This window comes from Bacillus vallismortis (assembly GCF_004116955.1).
Lineage (GTDB): Bacteria > Bacillota > Bacilli > Bacillales > Bacillaceae > Bacillus > Bacillus vallismortis.
On the sequence record NZ_CP026362.1, the window covers coordinates 1,563,580 to 1,580,986 of the forward strand.

At 34.7% G+C, this 17,407-nt stretch carries 23 protein-coding genes and 6 pseudogenes; 3 read left to right on the forward strand and 26 right to left on the reverse strand.

Annotation, left to right across the window (positions count from 1 at the left end; all coding sequences use genetic code 11):
* Nucleotides 1-101: 101 nt before the first annotated feature.
* The 4 genes and pseudogenes from BV11031_RS08395 to BV11031_RS08405 all read right to left on the reverse strand — a co-directional run.
* Nucleotides 102-527, reverse strand: a pseudogene (locus BV11031_RS08395) (stage V sporulation protein K); the annotation flags it as partial.
* A complete protein-coding gene (locus BV11031_RS08400; RefSeq protein WP_010328579.1) occupies nt 502-2,193 on the reverse strand; it encodes a recombinase family protein in 1,692 nt (563 codons plus the stop codon). The gene BV11031_RS08400 and the pseudogene BV11031_RS08395, both read right to left, overlap by 26 nt.
* Before the next feature lie 88 nt (nt 2,194-2,281).
* Nucleotides 2,282-2,428, reverse strand: coding sequence for a hypothetical protein (locus BV11031_RS22650; RefSeq protein WP_164834083.1), 147 nt, complete (start codon nt 2,426-2,428; stop codon nt 2,282-2,284).
* Nucleotides 2,425-3,024: a hypothetical protein gene (locus BV11031_RS08405; protein ID WP_010328580.1), complete on the reverse strand. Its 600-nt coding sequence runs from the start codon at nt 3,022-3,024 to the stop codon at nt 2,425-2,427. The genes BV11031_RS22650 and BV11031_RS08405 overlap by 4 nt, the downstream gene beginning before the upstream one ends.
* Nucleotides 3,025-3,679: 655 nt before the next feature.
* Between BV11031_RS08405 and BV11031_RS08410 the strand changes: the two genes are divergently transcribed.
* Nucleotides 3,680-4,765: a hypothetical protein gene (locus BV11031_RS08410; protein WP_010328582.1), complete on the forward strand. Its 1,086-nt coding sequence runs from the start codon at nt 3,680-3,682 to the stop codon at nt 4,763-4,765.
* A 248-nt stretch (nt 4,766-5,013) separates the two neighbouring features.
* Nucleotides 5,014-5,226, forward strand: coding sequence for an acid-soluble spore protein SspC (gene sspC, locus BV11031_RS08415; RefSeq protein WP_010328583.1), 213 nt, complete (start codon nt 5,014-5,016; stop codon nt 5,224-5,226).
* 212 nt (nt 5,227-5,438) lie between these two features.
* On the opposite strand, the gene BV11031_RS08420 is transcribed toward sspC, so the two are convergent.
* The 15 genes and pseudogenes from BV11031_RS08420 to BV11031_RS08495 all read right to left on the reverse strand — a co-directional run.
* Nucleotides 5,439-5,648, reverse strand: a complete 210-nt coding sequence (locus BV11031_RS08420) for a hypothetical protein (protein ID WP_010328584.1) — start codon at nt 5,646-5,648, stop codon at nt 5,439-5,441.
* Nucleotides 5,649-5,843 carry a hypothetical protein gene (locus BV11031_RS08425; RefSeq protein ID WP_010328585.1) on the reverse strand — a complete coding sequence of 65 codons (195 nt, stop codon included), beginning with the start codon at nt 5,841-5,843 and terminating at the stop codon, nt 5,649-5,651.
* 206 nt (nt 5,844-6,049) lie between these two features.
* Nucleotides 6,050-6,403, reverse strand: a complete 354-nt coding sequence (locus BV11031_RS08430; protein ID WP_010328586.1) for a hypothetical protein — start codon at nt 6,401-6,403, stop codon at nt 6,050-6,052.
* Between the two features lie 124 nt (nt 6,404-6,527).
* Nucleotides 6,528-7,049: a dihydrofolate reductase gene (locus tag BV11031_RS08435; RefSeq protein WP_010328587.1), complete on the reverse strand. Its 522-nt coding sequence runs from the start codon at nt 7,047-7,049 to the stop codon at nt 6,528-6,530.
* Nucleotides 7,049-7,888 carry a thymidylate synthase gene (locus tag BV11031_RS08440; RefSeq protein ID WP_129550728.1) on the reverse strand — a complete coding sequence of 280 codons (840 nt, stop codon included), beginning with the start codon at nt 7,886-7,888 and terminating at the stop codon, nt 7,049-7,051. Before BV11031_RS08440 ends, BV11031_RS08435 begins: the two co-directional genes overlap by 1 nt.
* Nucleotides 7,889-7,944: 56 nt before the next feature.
* Nucleotides 7,945-8,289, reverse strand: coding sequence for a hypothetical protein (locus tag BV11031_RS23255; protein ID WP_010331073.1), 345 nt, complete (start codon nt 8,287-8,289; stop codon nt 7,945-7,947).
* A gap of 114 nt (nt 8,290-8,403) precedes the next feature.
* Entirely contained in the window at nt 8,404-8,619 is a 216-nt protein-coding gene (locus BV11031_RS08450) for a hypothetical protein (protein ID WP_010331072.1), read from the reverse strand.
* The gene (locus BV11031_RS08455) at nt 8,603-8,908 is read right to left on the reverse strand and encodes a hypothetical protein (RefSeq protein ID WP_010331071.1); all 306 of its coding nucleotides are present in this window, start codon (nt 8,906-8,908) and stop codon (nt 8,603-8,605) included. Before BV11031_RS08455 ends, BV11031_RS08450 begins: the two co-directional genes overlap by 17 nt.
* Nucleotides 8,909-8,912: 4 nt before the next feature.
* A complete protein-coding gene (locus tag BV11031_RS08460) occupies nt 8,913-9,080 on the reverse strand; it encodes a hypothetical protein (protein WP_010331070.1) in 168 nt (55 codons plus the stop codon).
* 471 nt (nt 9,081-9,551) lie between these two features.
* On the reverse strand, nt 9,552-9,980 hold the full coding sequence (gene dutA / locus BV11031_RS08470; RefSeq protein WP_010331069.1) for a dUTP diphosphatase DutA: 429 nt from the start codon (nt 9,978-9,980) through the stop codon (nt 9,552-9,554).
* A 66-nt stretch (nt 9,981-10,046) separates the two neighbouring features.
* A complete protein-coding gene (locus BV11031_RS08475) occupies nt 10,047-10,409 on the reverse strand; it encodes a hypothetical protein (RefSeq protein ID WP_010331068.1) in 363 nt (120 codons plus the stop codon).
* A gap of 42 nt (nt 10,410-10,451) precedes the next feature.
* A pseudogene (locus BV11031_RS08480) lies at nt 10,452-10,695 on the reverse strand (thioredoxin family protein).
* Nucleotides 10,692-11,099, reverse strand: a pseudogene (locus tag BV11031_RS08485) (ribonucleotide-diphosphate reductase subunit beta); the annotation flags it as partial. The pseudogenes BV11031_RS08480 and BV11031_RS08485, both read right to left, overlap by 4 nt.
* 176 nt (nt 11,100-11,275) lie before the next feature.
* Entirely contained in the window at nt 11,276-11,797 is a 522-nt protein-coding gene (locus tag BV11031_RS08490; RefSeq protein ID WP_010331065.1) for an HNH endonuclease signature motif containing protein, read from the reverse strand.
* A 107-nt stretch (nt 11,798-11,904) separates the two neighbouring features.
* Nucleotides 11,905-12,483, reverse strand: a pseudogene (locus tag BV11031_RS08495) (ribonucleotide-diphosphate reductase subunit beta); the annotation flags it as partial.
* Nucleotides 12,484-12,558: 75 nt separating this feature from the next.
* Between BV11031_RS08495 and BV11031_RS08500 the strand changes: the two are divergent.
* The gene (locus BV11031_RS08500; protein WP_010331063.1) at nt 12,559-12,897 is read left to right on the forward strand and encodes a hypothetical protein; all 339 of its coding nucleotides are present in this window, start codon (nt 12,559-12,561) and stop codon (nt 12,895-12,897) included.
* Here BV11031_RS08500 and BV11031_RS08505 read toward each other — a convergent pair.
* From BV11031_RS08505 to BV11031_RS08535, 7 genes and pseudogenes are all read right to left on the reverse strand, one after another.
* Nucleotides 12,881-14,260: pseudogene (locus BV11031_RS08505) on the reverse strand (ribonucleoside-diphosphate reductase subunit alpha); the annotation flags it as partial. The gene BV11031_RS08500 and the pseudogene BV11031_RS08505 sit on opposite strands and share 17 nt — an antisense overlap.
* Nucleotides 14,261-14,512: 252 nt before the next feature.
* Nucleotides 14,513-15,232 (reverse strand): annotated as a pseudogene (locus tag BV11031_RS08510) (ribonucleotide reductase N-terminal alpha domain-containing protein); the annotation flags it as partial.
* A complete protein-coding gene (nrdI, locus tag BV11031_RS08515) occupies nt 15,195-15,590 on the reverse strand; it encodes a class Ib ribonucleoside-diphosphate reductase assembly flavoprotein NrdI (protein ID WP_010331059.1) in 396 nt (131 codons plus the stop codon). The gene nrdI and the pseudogene BV11031_RS08510, both read right to left, overlap by 38 nt.
* Complete coding sequence (locus BV11031_RS08520; RefSeq protein WP_010331058.1) at nt 15,590-15,937, reverse strand: hypothetical protein; 348 nt, start codon at nt 15,935-15,937, stop codon at nt 15,590-15,592. Before BV11031_RS08520 ends, nrdI begins: the two co-directional genes overlap by 1 nt.
* Before the next feature lie 328 nt (nt 15,938-16,265).
* Complete coding sequence (locus tag BV11031_RS08525; RefSeq protein WP_010331057.1) at nt 16,266-16,574, reverse strand: hypothetical protein; 309 nt, start codon at nt 16,572-16,574, stop codon at nt 16,266-16,268.
* Nucleotides 16,575-16,658: 84 nt separating this feature from the next.
* Nucleotides 16,659-17,126, reverse strand: a complete 468-nt coding sequence (locus BV11031_RS08530) for a hypothetical protein (RefSeq protein WP_010331056.1) — start codon at nt 17,124-17,126, stop codon at nt 16,659-16,661.
* Nucleotides 17,127-17,140: 14 nt separating this feature from the next.
* Nucleotides 17,141-17,353: a DUF1653 domain-containing protein gene (locus BV11031_RS08535; protein ID WP_010331055.1), complete on the reverse strand. Its 213-nt coding sequence runs from the start codon at nt 17,351-17,353 to the stop codon at nt 17,141-17,143.
* Nucleotides 17,354-17,407 lie beyond the last annotated feature (54 nt).

Here is a 17,407-nt window from a genome sequence, read left to right on the forward strand (position 1 = left end):
AGTATTATCATACCAAACCCTGCATGTGTATACCACAAATCGATCGCTTTGAAAAGTTAGAAATACAACAAAAAAACAGACCTCTCGAAAAGCTGAGAGGCCTATACAGAGCCAGATGCTTCTTCTTGGATGGAAAGATCTTGGCTTTTAATGGTCATCAAGTCGCTTTTTAAGTATTGATCACCCATTAAAAGCCTCATGGCTTGCGCTCTGATCGATTTTTCGATCACATTTCTGACAAAACGGCCATTGCTGAATTTAATGGGACTTGTTGTGCTTTTGACTGTCATTAAGTAATCTTTCAATTTCCATTCCGCTTCTTGACTCAGCTGGTATTCTCTTTCAGCGATCATTCGTTTCGCAATCTCCATGAGCTGGGTGACAGAATAATCCGGAAAGTCAATGGAGATGGGAAATCTTGATTGGAGACCGGGATTTAATGAAAGAAAATGATCCATTTCCCGAGAATATCCGGCAAGGATCAAAATAAATTCATGCTGTTTATCTTCCATATGCTTGAACATAGTTTAATCTTTTATGCGAGTTCCTAAACTCCCCTCCCTGCTCGCCATTAAGAAAATCCACATGGCTGTTTTCATTAATGAGCGAAGAGCTTTTCCATACAACTTCCATGTGATCATCATCAAACAGTGTTACTTTTTCAATGAAGAAATCAAGGAATTGTCGTTTCTCTTCCATTGTAATTTCATTTTTAATCATTTTAGAGAACGAACCCATATACTCAATCATTTTTTGTTTTTTATCTTCAGTTTGTTTATTTGCAGCTAATTGTGAGTTAATTATTTTAATCTCATTCTCAATATGTTCTTTATTTTGCTCCAATGGCTGGGAAAGTTGATCGAACATACTTTCTTTAATTTTTCCTTTCCCAAAAAGAATCACATAATTTGCAATTTCCTCATCTATCTCACTAAGTTGGTTTTCTAATCGACTGGCTTTTGCTTTGAGCTCATCGATTTTCTTTTGATCGGACGCTTCCTCTAAAAATGAGTCTAAAAATTTTTCTGGGTTCTTCATAAGTTTTATAAACCAATTCCAAAAAACTTCATCTACAATATCAACTCTCCAGTTCTTGCCTTCACAAGAAACAACTTTCTTACCATTCTGATATCCTTTTGCAGTCTTTGCTCTACAAGAATAATACTTATAAACACCAGATTTAGTTTTAGAGGTTATCCCAGATCCACATGCTCCTCCACAACGACCACATTTGGCTTTATTTTTCAGCAAGTAGTCTTTTGTAGTTCGACTACGTCCTTTAAAGTTACTTTTCAATCGCTCAATGATTTGTTCTCGTGTAGCTTTATCCCACATCGGGGGAATTTTTATCAATATCCATTCGTCCCTGTTTGTCGGAACCTGTTTTTTCTTACTGTTAACTTGAACAACTTTGGATTTTCCATAATAAAAGTCACCAGTGTAATCTTCATTCTGCAACATTCTACTTACAGTGGCCTGATACCAAGTCTTTCCGTTAGGAGCAGGAACCCCTCTTCTTGAAAGCTCTTTAGCTATTTCATTAGAGGACATTTTTTTATTTAAAAGCATATCCTTCATTTCGAGCAAAATTTGTTTTTCTTCTTCGTTGTACTCAGGAAGATCTGTAACTGTGTTAAATTTATATCCGTATAACCTTTTAAATGAGGGAAACTCTCCTTTCTTTGCTTTAGCTAATCTTCCACGTTTTGAGTTAGCATGAATTTTTGCTTTATTGTACTGTGCAATTGAACCTTGTATGTTGTACATCAGCATTGATTCAGGATCATGAGGATTAACTTCAAATTCAATAAACTCGATATCAACACCCATACCCCATATTCTTCTTGATACCACTCCCTGTAAAGTGTTATCTCTAGTTAGACGATCTGGGTGTAGTACAATGAATTTTTTCCCTAGTCCTTTTTCTAATAAATATAAAGCGTGATTAAGAGCTGGCCGGTTTGGATCATCCCCCATGCCCCCCGGTTCAACCAACGCAATTATTTCACTTTCCTTGTATCCAAATTTAGAGATTGCTCTTTCTTTACACCTTTCTATTTGTGACTCAATTGAGAAACCCTTATTAGCTTGATCTGTTGTTGATACTCTGGCATAAATCAATGCGTTAATTTTGCCAATTAAATGCATTATATTGTCCGTGCTTAGCTTTTGATCTCCCTTTAATATAAGCAATAGATCACAACCTCCATATTGCTTTATCTTTTATGTCTGTATATAAGCACAAGTATACCATGGGAAAAATAGGTATACTTGTTTCACCTTATGCTTTTTTATACTTGTACATTAATGTAGCTGCAAAATCATAAAATTCCTTAGATGAAATCACCTCATTAACCCAGTTTTCTACATTCTTATTAATGACTGTGGTTACCTTATAGTTTTCTACGCATTCTCTTCTTTTGCTCATTGATGCACCACTCCCATAGATGACTTGTCATCAATGTATGAATTAAGTGGGTTGTCCAATAACTTGGATTTCTTTATCAACTCATCGCAAAGTTTGTTTAGATAATATGTATAATTCACTTTCTTTTTCATCCAGCGCACTTCAGTACCAATTTCTTCACAAATTGCTAATGGAATGCTGGCTTTGTTTACTTTATTCTTATATGTATGTTTCAACTGTTTTTCAGCTATGTTCTTATATGTAAGGAAATCATTAATATGTACAAAAAAAACTTTGTTTTCCGGCTCTCTGAATTGAAACAGAAAGCCAGGGATTATGTTTGGATATTGCATTGCCTCTTTTAAATGTTTTATCTGTTGTGCTTTTATAATTTCCTCTCGAAAGGCTATAGACTTGTCTTTTGTTGATTTAAGTTCTAAGGGAAACAAGTACCCCTTAAAGAACAGAAAGCAATCATATTTGTTTTTTGATACTGCAGCTCCTCTTTTCAAGAACATTGGGTTAACGTCTTTAATCCGGTAGAAGAACAACTTCTGATCCGCTGCAGATTTTTCAATATTCGCTTCAAAAACTTTCCCTTGATTGTTTGCTCCCAATCAATCACTCTCCTAATCTATATTGAAGGTAAAATATGGTTATGTTAATATTGATCGTGTAATAGTCTTGAATGTTGGAAAGGCGGTCAAAATGAACCTTTATTTAATTCCGGCGCTCGTTATTTCACTTTGTCTTAATGTTGTTTTATACATTCAATTAGCAAAGAATAAAACTGCTGAATACACTAAAATAGGATGGAAAGAAAGGATTGGACTTAACAATCCCTTAACAGCTTTGATATGGGCTTTTCTTTGCATTTCAATAGTATTAAGTCTCTTTGGCTTATTAGTTGGACTTATTAATTTATAAACGACTTAACTTATCCACTAATTTTATTTTTACTCTAAATAAAAGACCGATTTTATTCAGTTTTTAAGCCTTTACATACATAAGAATAACCAATATTAAAGTCCATATCCCCTATGATGGATGGCCGGAACATTCAATTCAAATCTTATAAGGCAAATAAACTAATATCATTAACAAATCCATGCTCCTACAATTAGATAGATCACCTCCTTTTTATTTGCTAACCTTTTTAATCAAATTTGCTTCTTGCTAAAAAATTTATTTCCTTTAACATATTGTTGTAATATAAAGTACCTAAATAAATTGCTTTACAATTTTTCACGAATTCATTTGGGAGGGTGTAGTATGACAAACTATTTAACAACTTTAAATCACGATTTACAAGGTTGTAAAAAGTTAATACTTGAAGGGAAAGCTTCCTCTAATTTTAACTCAGCACCAGTATTTTCACTTTTTCGTGATACATGTTTAATTCTTTATGAAACCAACAAAGTACTTAAAGAAGATGGGGTGATTAAATCTGATTTACCTAATATGGATGTGATTAAAGAAATCCGTCATAAAGTAAAGTCAACCCAGAGTCGAAACAATTCGAAAATATTCAATAGAATATTAAACCAACATAAAAGTGTTTTTGGTGATGATATTGATAATCTAGGCTTTTACTTAGATAATGAAATACTTGCAAGCTCTACATTATTTCCTACTTTTGTTTTTGATGATACTGTACTGTCTAATTCTCCATTTAATAAAGAAATTGCTAGAAATTTTTCTTTCTTTTTAGGTTCATTAATACATGATTTTATCGATGCTATAAATCAGCCCATTAAACTAACTTCCAATCCAATGAAAATGTGGGATGAAGAAGTTTACAGTACCAAGGATATCTGGCATAAAAGATTCTTTAAAGAAGACATAACTTATAATGTATTTTTAATTCGTCTTCTTTTTATTCAAAATGAGTTAACAACTTGTGTATGGATGGAAAAACACTTGGACTATAATTCTCAAAATTTCAACCTTGATAAATACATATTACTACGTTTATCATCCATTAAATTACATGAGACAATGCGAAACATTTTAGATATTCGAAACCGAGAAGGTCTCAAAAAACATTGGGAAACCTTCAATTTAAATAGGCTTGAAAGTTTAATTAATCAGTATCAAGATAAACTTGAAGGTGAAATGTTAACTTTAAGGAATATGCTCCATTATGATAACAAGGGAGTTAATTTTTATGATTATATAGAGCAAAAATTAGATGAAAATTCTCAATACCCTGATGAATTAATCGAAACTATATTTAATGATTTTATCCATAAAATCAGGAATATAATTTCGATTAGCATTAACATCAAGTCTTATGAAAGCATGACTGATGATGAAATAATGAACCGCAGGCTAAATAGTTTAAATTTATATAATTAATGTTTTACTTATGAGGTCATTTAGTGCAACAAAGAAAAAGCCGTTTTTTTACCCATCGATCTTTGTTGCATGTTAATGACTGAAATAAAGAAATAAATGGTGTAAAAGTTCCTTAATATTGAGTATCGTTCATTTAAAAATTAGAATTTTAAAGCAACCTTTTAAAAAAGTTTGTATAAAAGCCACAAAAGTCTCCATAATATGATTCAAACAAGCTTGTTTTCATTACACTTTAGGAGATGAATAAGATGGCTCAACAAAGCAGATCAAACAATAATAATGAGTTATTAATTCCTCAAGCAGCTTCAGCTATTGAACAAATGAAACTTGAAATAGCTTCTGAGTTTGGTGTTCAATTAGGCGCTGAGACTACTTCTCGCGCAAACGGCTCAGTTGGTGGAGAAATCACTAAACGTTTAGTCCGTTTAGCTCAACAAAACATGGGTGGTCAATTTCATTAATTTATGAGGGGAATAATCCCCTCTCTTTTTACGCCCCTCTTCCAAATCCGTAAAGAACTAATGGGATTGTATTCACCTCCTTTTATGCTACTACTATTATTAAGCTCCTCGACTAGCACTGTGTAATGTCTGCACCATTTTATTGCCTCCTTTGATTAGCCACTCGATAAATTGCATTCTCTTTAAAATACAGATTTTATTTAATAATCTCTTTACTGGACAACTTTTTCACTTATTTCAATTTCACAGTCTTCCTTAAAAACTACACACAATTTCATTCTTATGTCGTCTTCAGTTGTGTACCAAGTTTTAACCAAATATGCTTGTTGTATAAAGTCCTCTTCTACTATTTCATAAACATGACCAACAAAATTTTTGTACCACCCATGTCCCTTAATAATCCGTAAATTTTCTGGTTTCATTTATTCGTCCTCCTCCTCGTTTAGGTATAAACCAATCTCTTCGTATATCGGGAAATACTCCATATCCCATTCGCAGAAAACGTCCTGTGATTTCGATAATAATTCGTTTGCCTTCGCTAACTCCGTTTTCAGCCGCTCATTCTCGCCAATCAAATCCGCTACAGTACAACGTAATGTCTTAACTTCCTCGTTCATACACACACCTCAACCAAAAAATTCTCTCGAAACGAACACATATTCGTATATATGCGGTATAATATACCTAAATTACAAAAAGGAGGTTTGATCTATGACTCGTATCATAAAAAATGCTGCTACAGTATTTGCATTCCTTGCTGTACTAACACTCTTCTGGAAAGTCATACCTACTCTTGGTGGACGCTAATTATTAGCGTCCCTATTCAAATCTCATTCAATTCTTTTTTCAGATTAAAGAACTCATCATGAAGAACTTTAAATTTATTCTTATTTATGTATGCTTTTTCGTTAACCAGCTCAAAAAGGTCTAAGTACTTTCTTTTATTTCTTCTAATAATTCGTAAAGCAATCGTGCAGCTTACCCATTCTTCACCTTCCAATTGGGTTAAGACTTCACTTAGCTCGAATAACAATTCAAGCTTCTCTTTATTTTGCTGAGTTTCGAGTTTTAACAGATCCCTTTGTTTTTCAAGTAAAGTTGTTTCAATTTGGTATTTCTTTTTCTCTAAGGCTGTTATATCTTCGTTGGTGTTATGTATTTTGTCTCCTACTTCCAATGAATCACCTCCTTAAAGTTTGAATAAAATATTAGTTTTATCAAGATGTATATTTTTTGTTTTTGTGCGTTGTATCAATAACTTATATTCCACTTTCTATCTATAATTATATTATACATATTTTTTACTTTTGTCTACATTTATTTTCAAAAGTTAGGAAGGAATAATTGTATTTGTTCTTTTCATCGGCTTCATTATGTTGTTTATTAGCCACTTTCCAATGATCATCTAACATTGGGAAATATGAATCTGCTTCTTTTGAGACTGAGTCAACAATTGTCAAATACACTTTATCAGCGTAGGGCAAGAATGCTTTGTAAATCATACTTCCCCCTATCACCACTACTTCCTCATCAGGGTTAACTTGCCCTTGAATGAGTTTTAAAATCTCCTCAATTGAATGATAAACAAAGGACGAATAATCCGACTTAAAATTCTGATCTCTGGTGAGTATAATATTCTTTCTATTCTGTAGAGGCTTACCGGTCATGCTAATAATTGATTCGTATGTTGACCTTCCTTGAATACATATTTTCCCTTCAGTTTTTTCTTTGAAGTGTTTCATGTCAGCAGGCAAATGATACAGTAATTTGTTTTGATATCCAATGGCCAGAGTTTTATCACAGCAAGCAATCAGAGATAGCATTAAACTGCTACCTCAAATGAAAGCCTGTCCCCATGTTTATAGTTGATTAACTTGAAATCATCAATGGTAAAGTCATAAAAATCTTTAACGTTAGGATTGATACATACTTCAGGGGCTTCAAACTGCTCTCTTTCCATTTGAACTTTCAAATTGTCGATATGACGTGTGTACACATGGCAATCACCAATGTTAAAGATATATTCACCAAGCTCATAACCAGTCACCTGAGCAATCATGCGCTGCAACACATTATACTGAAATACATTGAATGGATTTCCCAACGCCATATCATTGCTCCGTGCTCTTACCTCAAGGTGGAGTTTACCTTGCTTCACATACCATTGTGTCTCGTATACACAAGGTGTTAAAGCCATTGAATCTAATTCATCAGGATTCCACAGCATTGTAATATGTCTGCGTGAAGATGGATTGCTTTTCAATTGATGTAGAAGATAATCAACCTGATCTACCTTATCTCCATTTAGATTTCTGTTTTTCTTGCCCAGCTGGAAACCATAGGCTTGTCCGATGGTGCCGTCTTCTTGTTTCCATTGATCCCAGATATGTACGCCCATTTTGTTTAATTCTGTAACATCGTTCGATTTCAGCTGCCAAATCCAGAGCAGCTCTTTAATCGCTGTTTTCCAGGCAACTTTTTTTGTTGTTAAAATAGGAACTTCTGAGTTGTCGAATCTCATTTGCTTGCTGATGATGCTTAGTGTGTAAGCAGGTGTTCCATCTGAACCCCACTTGGTTCTCACATCAAATTCTTCGTCTGAGATTCCATTATTCATGATATCCTTTATAATTGAGTTGTATTGTTTATCGAATTGAGTCATGATTCTCAGTCCTTTTGGAAATAGTATTTGAAAAAGCAAAGCATTAATTAAATATTTTATACGAATATATCTGCCAAATAAAATACAACAAAAAGAAAATTCCCACAAACAAATAACAAGTAAAAATATGTGTTTTGCTTGATTCTTTCACCTTCTAATGCATCTAAAACTTTGAACATTCTAAGGACAACATAAATAAGGGAAACTGCTGTCCACGCAAGCATTAGGATGTTATCGTGCATAACTAATCCAATATAAGCCAGAGGGACAATGAAAGATATTCCCTTGAGCAAAGTAAACAGGTAAATCAAATTCTTATTTCGTTTCACATTTTCAATAGTTGAATTATCGAGCACAATCTTTACTTTTCTATATGTATCACTTTCTCCTCGAACAATCAATCTGACCTCATTAATGTTTAATGCAATTAGAAAAGCTGCTAGAAATAAAGTTAGATACGGTATAATAAACATCTCCTTATTTTATATTTGTCTTTTGATTTATTACTACTCTAATCAAGTGATAATTAAGCATTTAGGCGAGTCATGGAAATCATAATCCCCTACTTTAAATAAATTAGTCGGTCTTGATCTATTCACTCGGCTATGCTGGTCAAAGTTCTTCATTAATAAATCATCTTGCAGCATATTCTTATATCCATGTAAATTAATTAATTCGTTTATTTCTTCGGGCGTACCCTCAAATTCAACACCATTAATATTTGCTTTCATCCAAAAAGCTCCCTTTTAATTCATTCACTTGATCAGCAAGGTTTTCTTTAATTGTATATGGCAACTGATCGATCCCTTTTCCAATTCGTTTCTGACCAGTTTTCCTGATTTTTGTTGTCATCTCTTTAAAACACTCTAAAGCAGTATCTGCAATTTCATCATATAGCCCCTGAATTTTCACTAATACACTTAAATACTCTTCGTCACCTTCTTCAAATAGTGCCAACCCTTCTTCAAGTTTATTGATCTTTTCAATACTCTTTATTATTTTATTTTTATCCTTAAACAATTAATCACCCACCCAGTTTATTTTGGTCATGCATCTTCATGAAGTTAGCTGCTGCCTTCTTGTATCTCGGGTCTTTCTCGTACTCAGCAACTTGTCTCATATGTTCAATAAATTCATCTTCAAGTCCTTCCAACTGAAGAAATCCAAAGCAAAGACCATTCCTATAAAGCATGTCGTCATATTTTGCTTGTAAAGCTCTTTCTTTGCTGTTAATTATCTCTTTCCTCCATAAAAAGATAAAAGTATTCTTTTATTTAAAAAGCACTTCGCAATATGTGTTAAATTTAATATAACTGTTCATATAAGGAGTGTTATTTTGCTTAAAATCATTAAGGTCTGTTGTTGTCTCATCCTATTAATTTTGCTAATTTATTCATTCTTCAATTACAACCCTATGTTTTTTTCATGTGTTCAATTAATTTTTGTTGCACTTTTTATTTACTTTGGTATCGATTCTTTTAAGAAAAAACAAAGATATCATGGGGCTCTTTATTTTATTATTGCGGGATGCAATTTTTACTTAAATATTGGGAATGTAATCTGATCATAACATTTTATTCTTTTGCATAATCTAACATGTACCTTGGCTGAAACCTCCATTGTGATCACGCAGCATGATTACAGCCAAGGTTTTTATGCTTACTTACTTCGTTCCCGTTGAACCGTGTCCGCCTCTATCCTCATTCCCTAAATGCTCAACCTCTACCAATTCAACTGCCGACATTTTCTTCATGATTCTAAATTGACAGATCCGATCCCCCTTCTTAATTTCTGTATCATGCAATGCATAAGCAGGAAAGAACCAGAAATCGTTGTCTCCCTTATATGACTCATCGATAACACCCATTGAATTTGTTTGGATAACGCCAAAGTTCTTGTAAGTACTTGAACGAGGAACGACATGTGCTTCGTAACCATCAGGAAGCTCCATTGCAACTCCTAAAGGAATAAGTTTAAACTCGTCCTTTTTGATTGTTACATCTTCAGCTACACGAAGATCAATCCAATCACCTTGCTCAATTTTGCTGATTCTTGTTTGTGTTTCATCTAAATATTTGATTTTAATTTGCATTATGTATTAACTCCTTTGTAATTAGTGTACCTATGCATTTTCTTTTTCAGTTTAACAAACAACTAATTATTGTTCGAATCTTGCCCTCAACTCTTCATATAGTTTACGATCACTTTCTTCTTTCTCTTTGAGATACTTTTCCCTTTTTGCCTCTTGCTTCTTTTTCAACTCATTCTCATACTCTTCCCACTCTGTTTCATCGATCACACCTTTTTCATGTAATTCTCTTTTCAGAGGGTGTAAGATCTTCTTTGCTTCATATGCGTATAAAATCCTTGTCTCATAGTCATCATCCCAACCAGCTTGTTGACAAGCCATAAACACGCCTCCATCCTTAGTAATAATTGTTGTTTGCTCACAAAACTGATTTGCCCAAACATAAGCAACTTCTTTACCAATTAATCCTTCTTGAGTTTCAATGAAATACATTTATTAGCTCCTTTTAATTTAAATTTGATTAAAATTACCCTTTTATCGTAATTCCTTTGATAACTCATCAAGTTCATTAGGCTTAAAAACCAACACTTCGTTTTACTTCTTCTCCTTGATCATTCAGCAAAATGGTTACCGGTACTCCCATAACACCAAATCTAGATGCTACTTCTGGTTCCTGTGTAACGTCCACTGTCTTAAATTGAATATCTGCTTGTTCTAAGTAATTGGATACCATTTTACATGGATTGCAATTCGGCTGCTCTAATTTAATTAATCTCATTGAATACATCCTTTCTCGGTAAAAATGAAATCTGAATCCTTTAATGGTTCAACCGTTGCTTTTTTGTATCCATTCCCTTTAGTTGAAAAGAAGTCATGGGACTTTGTCTTAGTGCTCAAACCATTGATAACAATTGGATTAACATTCTCTTCTTCAAACCAGTTATCAAAACCTAGATTGTTTAAAGCTTTATTAGCATTGTATCTGATAAATTTCTTCACATCAGGAGCTAAGCCAACTTGATCATAGACATCTTCTGTATACTCCAATTCATTTTCGTAAAGCTCCTGTAGTAAGCTTAGAGCCCATGCATACAGTTCTTTTTGCTTCTCTTGTGTTTCCTTCTTATAAATCTCTTGAGCTAGCAATCCGATGTATGTTCCATGTATCGCTTCGTCTCTAATACCCTTAGTTCAACCGAGTTCGCTACTATCGGTTCGTTGCCCTGTCGCAACCGCCTTACGTTACCGTAAGGAGCAGACTATATCATCATCCCTGTAGGATGCCTCCCGTTTCGATTTAAGGGGTTCTCACCCACGCCAATAGCTTGCGCCCTACTCGTTTTGCGGAATTTCGCCGCCTATGCGATAGTCGTTGAACGTTCTATGCGATCCCATAAAGTCTTCCATCTTCTTTTATGTCGTATTAGACTAACGTAACGAGGATGAAGGCTGTATTTTTCACCAGCTTCAACATTGTTCATTCCAGCAATCAAATCGTAGATTAAATTTGTTGCCTCCATATTTGTGAGCTTTGACATTGAATTACTTTCTCCAGGTTGTCCTGACATTAATCCAATTTTCATTGCATGTAGAGTATTTTCTTTAGGTGTAACTATTTCTAAGTTCCGAACGTGGTTGTTTAGTTTATTTCCATCTATGTGGTTTACAAACATTCCTTTTGGTATTTCATGAATAAAATATTTTGCGACTAACCTATGTACTAAAAAGTTCTGTGTTCCTTTTTTCGGATGCGTGTATCCTATCATTTCATAGCCATGTGGAGTAATAAATGTCTTTCTTGGTTTCTTTAATTTTTTTGATATGATAATTCCCGTTTCGGTTATCCACCATGGTGCTTCTTCGACTTCCTTTCTTATCACTTTCACCTCCTTTGGGTTCGCATAGCTTCGCTGCTGATTGTCCTAAAAAGGATTTTCCAGCAATTAGAGAGGTTCACATTTGCCGTTGCCGACAAAAGGGACTATTAAATAATCAGGTTGATGATCTCCCCACTTTGCATAAGCTTTCCTTGTCCATAAAAATAAAGTGGGTAATAAAACCCTGAGTAGAAAAGAAAACTCTCCAGGAACACAGATGCAACCATTGCTTTGAATAAAGAAATTTCATCGTTTTTCTTGATTGATTTATAGACTGAAACAATTGTTCTAGCCTTCTTTTGAAGAAACCTATTGTTTTTCACCCATTCAAAGACTTCATTTATCTGCTCGGTTGGAGCTAATGTAAGAAAGATGTTGCTGTAAGACTTTGCATGAACAGCATTTTCCATCATGGCCATGAAATTTAAAACTGCCTTTCTTTGATGCCCATATACATGTTCAGCAATGATCGGCATGCCAGTGTTACCTTGTTCTGTATCCAATAACGTCAACCCAGCTAAGACTTTCATATAAGTGTCCTGCTCATTTTTTCCGAGGTACTTCCATGTGAGGAGATCGCCGTTTAAAGCAATCTCTTCCGGAAGCCAGAACTGTTTCACGTTTTGGTTATAGAACATTTGGGTAAAATCGCCTTCATGCTTTGACCAGTTTGCTGCTGTATACTGAATTTTTTTATTAATAAGATTTTCCTCCCCTGTTATTTGCTATAATTATCATAAATAAAATGAAAAGAGGTTTTTGTATTGTTTATTTCTGGAGCTCTACCTTCTGAAACTCCTTGCGGTAACACTGTTATATATCCAATTAAAATTGACTCTATGAACATCCAAGAGAAAAAATCTATTATTTTTATGATTCATTGCTTTGAGTCTGCCAAGTCGTATCTTGTTAAGCCAAGACCTAGAAACGGTTCTCGCGTTGGCCTTGAATATATAAAAGAAGGAGATCCTAACACTATTGCAAACGAATACGCTAAGTTACCTTGGCCAGAATTTGAGATAAACGATGATAATGGAACATTCACCTATAAAGTAGCTCCTTCAGATGAAGAGCGAGACTCATTCTTTAAACAACGCAACTAAGACACCCTTCTTGAGTCGTATCCTTTGTTCTTGCATAATACAGCGTTTTAATTCCTTTATGATGAGCGTAGAGATCTATTCTATTTAGGTCTCTTGTCGTCATTGTGTCTTTTAAGAACAAGGTAAATGAAATTCCCTGGTCAACATGCTGCTGAATCGTAGCAATAAGATCAACTACCTTGAACATGTCCATGTCATAAGCTTCTTTATAAAAGAACCAGTTCTGAGGCGATAAACCAGGCATCGGATAATATGTCTTACTGTTTCCGTATGTACGTTCTTCAATTCTCTCCATAATAGGCATTACACCAGCTGTAGATGATTGGACATATGAAATACTTCCTGTAGGTGCTATTGCTTGTCTATAGGAATGGTATAAGCCATATTTCATCACATCTTCTTTAAGCTTCTTCCAATCTTCAGTATTAGGAATATGTTGATCTCCAAATAGCTTTTTAACCTTTTCATACTGAGGGCTATAATCATTTGTTACGTACTTTTCGAAATACTCACCTGATTTGTAAGTCGAACCATCAAACTTGTAGTATGTCTCCCCTGTTTCTCGTGTAATTTCCATAGAACGCTGCAGGGAGTAGAAGTTAACCATCATAAAGTACGTATTTGCAAAATCCTTAGCTTCTTCACTTTCATAAGCAATATTATTTTGAGCTAGAAATCCATGGAGGTTCATCTGCCCTAGACCAATTGATCTCATTAGTGTATTTGCTCTCGCAACTGCTGGAGCATTTACAATGTTTGTTTTCCTTGTGACAGTTGTCAGTGAGTCAATTGCTATTCTGACTGTTGAAGCAATTGATTGATTACTCATTACATTTACAATATTCATTGAGCCAAGATTGCAGGAGATATCTAAGCCAATTTCATCCTCTTTATCGTAATCCGTATAAACTGATACTTGTGACGATTGGAGTACTTCAGAACACAAATTCGAAAATTTCACTTTTGAAATATGTTCATTTGGATGCACTTTATTTACGTTATCAGCAAACATAATATATGGATATCCTGATTCACTTCGTAGAATGGCCAATTGCTCTAACAGCTTCCGAGTATTCCCTTTAGCTTTTCTAACCCTAGGGTTTTCGACAAGCTCATCATACATTTCATTGATGCTCATCTCATCAAGATACTGTCCATATTCCTTGTATACTGAATGCGGATAGAACATGTAATAATCTTTGTCTTCCCTTGCAAGTTCAATAAATTTATCAGGAACAACTACACCAATAGAAAGTGTTTTAACTCGGACATCTTCATCAGCACTTATTTTTTTGGTATCCAGGAAGTCTGTAATGTCTGGATGGAATACACTTAGATAAACTGCTCCTGATCCTTGTCTTTGCAGACCATTCAAACGTGTTCGCTAAGCACGCCCCGCCATATGGCTGCTTCATGTTACCATGAAGGTTAGACTATATCTTCACCCTCTAAGGGCGCCTCCTGTTTCGACTGCCAATAGCTTGCAGCCTACGCCTTTCGGCTAGTCGTTGCACGTTCAAGACTTAGTCTTGCTTCGCTCATGATTGTCCCTGTAGGAGTTCCCATGAATTAAAGAGGTTTTCGATCACCATTGCTGATGAAAGGGGCCAAATCAACCCATTTGGTCGGCATATCTGAAGGCATTATCTAGAAGTTTCATAACACCTACGACACCTTTAGTCGCATTCTCTACGTCTTTAATCGCTTCACCTTTGGCTCTAAGTTTGTTTAGATTTAATGCTACTCCTCCACCTAGCTTAGAAAGCTGCATGGAGATATCAATAGCACGTGAAATATCATTCAAACTGTCGCCTACTTCAAGTAAGAAGCAGCTCACCATTTCACCTCTTCGCTTACGTCCAGCATTAAGGAATGTAGGTGTTGCAGGCTGATACTCTTGTTTCATCATAGTATGTACTTCCTCAACAGCTTTCTCGTAATCGCCATCAGCGCAATATAAAGCCACAATTGAGACACGATCCTCATACCTTTCCAGGATCTTTGTTTTATCGTTTGTCTTCAATGCGTAGTCATTGTAGAACTTAAAGGCACTCATAAAAGAAGGGAATCTGAATTTGTAATTGTAAGCAATCTTATAGATTGATTTAATCTGTTCGAATGTATATTTGCTTAAGAATTCTTCTTCGTAATAATCATTTTTAATCAAATAATCCAGCTTCTCTTTTAAATCGTGAAAGAAAACTGTGTTTTGATTGATATAATCAACAAAGTAACTATGTACGGCTTCCTTATCCTTTTCGAATTGATACTTACCATCTTTCTGAATCATGATCTCATTATTGAGCTTGATCCACTTTGGTATTGTGTTTGTCAATAAGTTGTACCTCCTGAATGATCTTCTGTAAGTCTTGTTTCGTTCCACTAAGTTCAAACTTTAATAACAATGGTGTGTGGAACTTAGCTGAGAGCTTGTCTCCAGCTAAACCATAGTTATCACCCCAAACCTTGTTACCACTAACAGCAACTCCCCTTATTTTATTTTTATTCTTATTGATAAAATTCAAAGTCCTTTCAGGTACTTCCCCAAAGCCTATCGTATATGTAATATGTATGAACTCTTGATTGATGATCGTATCATCAGTTATTTCAATGGACTCAATATCTAATTTGTGTTGCAGCGCTTTTACAAACCTTCTTACATTGCCAGTTTTACTTTCATATGTAATGATCACTAATCGTTATATGCCCCTGTAATTAATCTTGTAGTTGCAGATTCAGCTTCATTTTCAACATGGAAATATGCTTCAGCTATTTCACTATTAATAGCTCCCATCTCAGCATAACCTTTGGCCATTTGAGCCTCATATGGAGATAATTCCTCTAATTCAACAGGGATATATTTATCCTTTTGGCTTTGCGGGACAACCATTTGATGTCCTTCTAAGTCAGTTGCAATAAGTTCTCCCTTAAATACTGTAAATGACTCACCATTTTGCATATGTATCTTCTTATTTTCTTTTGCTTCTTCCATAGTCACCAGATCATTACGCTTTACGTATAACTGTCTAGCTGCCCCCATTTTACATCTCCTTATTATTTGTTTTTATTTTGATTAAAGCTGTGATTTTATCTAGATTCAAACGGTATCTGCTCGTTCCCCTTAAAAATCGTCACTCCTCTTCGATTGTCCATCCGTTTAATCTTGCGCACTTTAATTTTCTTGAATATCTGCGTTTCCACTCGTCCCACCTTTTCGTTTCTCCATGTGTAGCAAAAGGATCTTGGTTTTTCTGTTTCCAGAGAATATCACTAACCCATCTAGGAACTGATGGCCTATGTTACTTTCCGGCATCTATTCGTCCTCCAATTGTTTCTGATTTTCACCAAGAGCTATTCTGTTGAAGCAATTAGAGTTTTTTATCAACAATGTCTTTAATACTTTGTAATGTTTGCTTATACTCACTGTCTAAACCACTTACGTTTAATTCTGTTGAAATCCTAAATTGTGAGCTTGTATCATACATAGTAATTACTGATTCAATCCCCTTTTCTTCGGCTATAAACGAAATGCCAAATACCTCAATATCATCCGCGCCTTGCTCCTCTTTAAGTTCTTCTAGAAAACTTGGTTGCATGTAATCATACAGTTCTTTAGAAGTCTTGAATGTTTTTTGTTCAACATAACTGTTTTCTCCATCAATTGAATCAAAAAGCAAATTATAGTCTATGTATCCTTTTACAGATTTCCCATGCTTAATGTATTCCAGGCTTCATCATCCTTTTTTATTTATTTTTATTCTTTAAAGTAAACTGCCATCAATAAGCAATACCATCTCTTCGTCATTAGAAATCTCCTCAAGAACCTGTTTAAACGGCATGAGCTCTTTATCTTCTCCTGGTGCCCTTCCATGTTGTATTGCCGCATAAACTTGCCCAACTTCTGTCATTTCATCACTTAACTCTCCATCATCATCTGTAACCGTATCTGTATACAGTTCCATTGCCTTTTCTTTTGTATAAGCTTTAATTAACGCATAATAGGGGTCACTCACTTCGAAATACTTCATAACGGGCTTCTCAACTTCCAATTCCTCAACGTAATCGCCTTTAATTTTCACATCATCAACACCGTTTTCGAGCAAATTATCTACGATGTCCTTTCCTAGCTGTTCTAACGCAGCCCCTTGAACAGATTCACTTTCGTCATTAAACCCTTCATGAGCGTAACAAGTTGCTTTTATTTTAAAAACTGCTGCTTTAATCCCCATAACCAATTCTCCTTTTAATTTATTTTTGTGAATCTCTTAATCTCTTTTCCATCAATAACAACTGTTCCAAAAAACATCTCTTTAGGTCTTGCCCACAGAATGCCATCCAAGTCTTCATATGTAACAAGCTTTTCTTCTGTCTCAGTATGAGTTACCTCTCCAATAACCTTATATAGACCACCTTTATAATGTCTAAACCGGCAACCAAATACTTCGTATGTATCCATCAAAATCGCTTCCTTTCTCTTTATCGAGGTTTTTATTTTGCTTTCCTTTGGTTC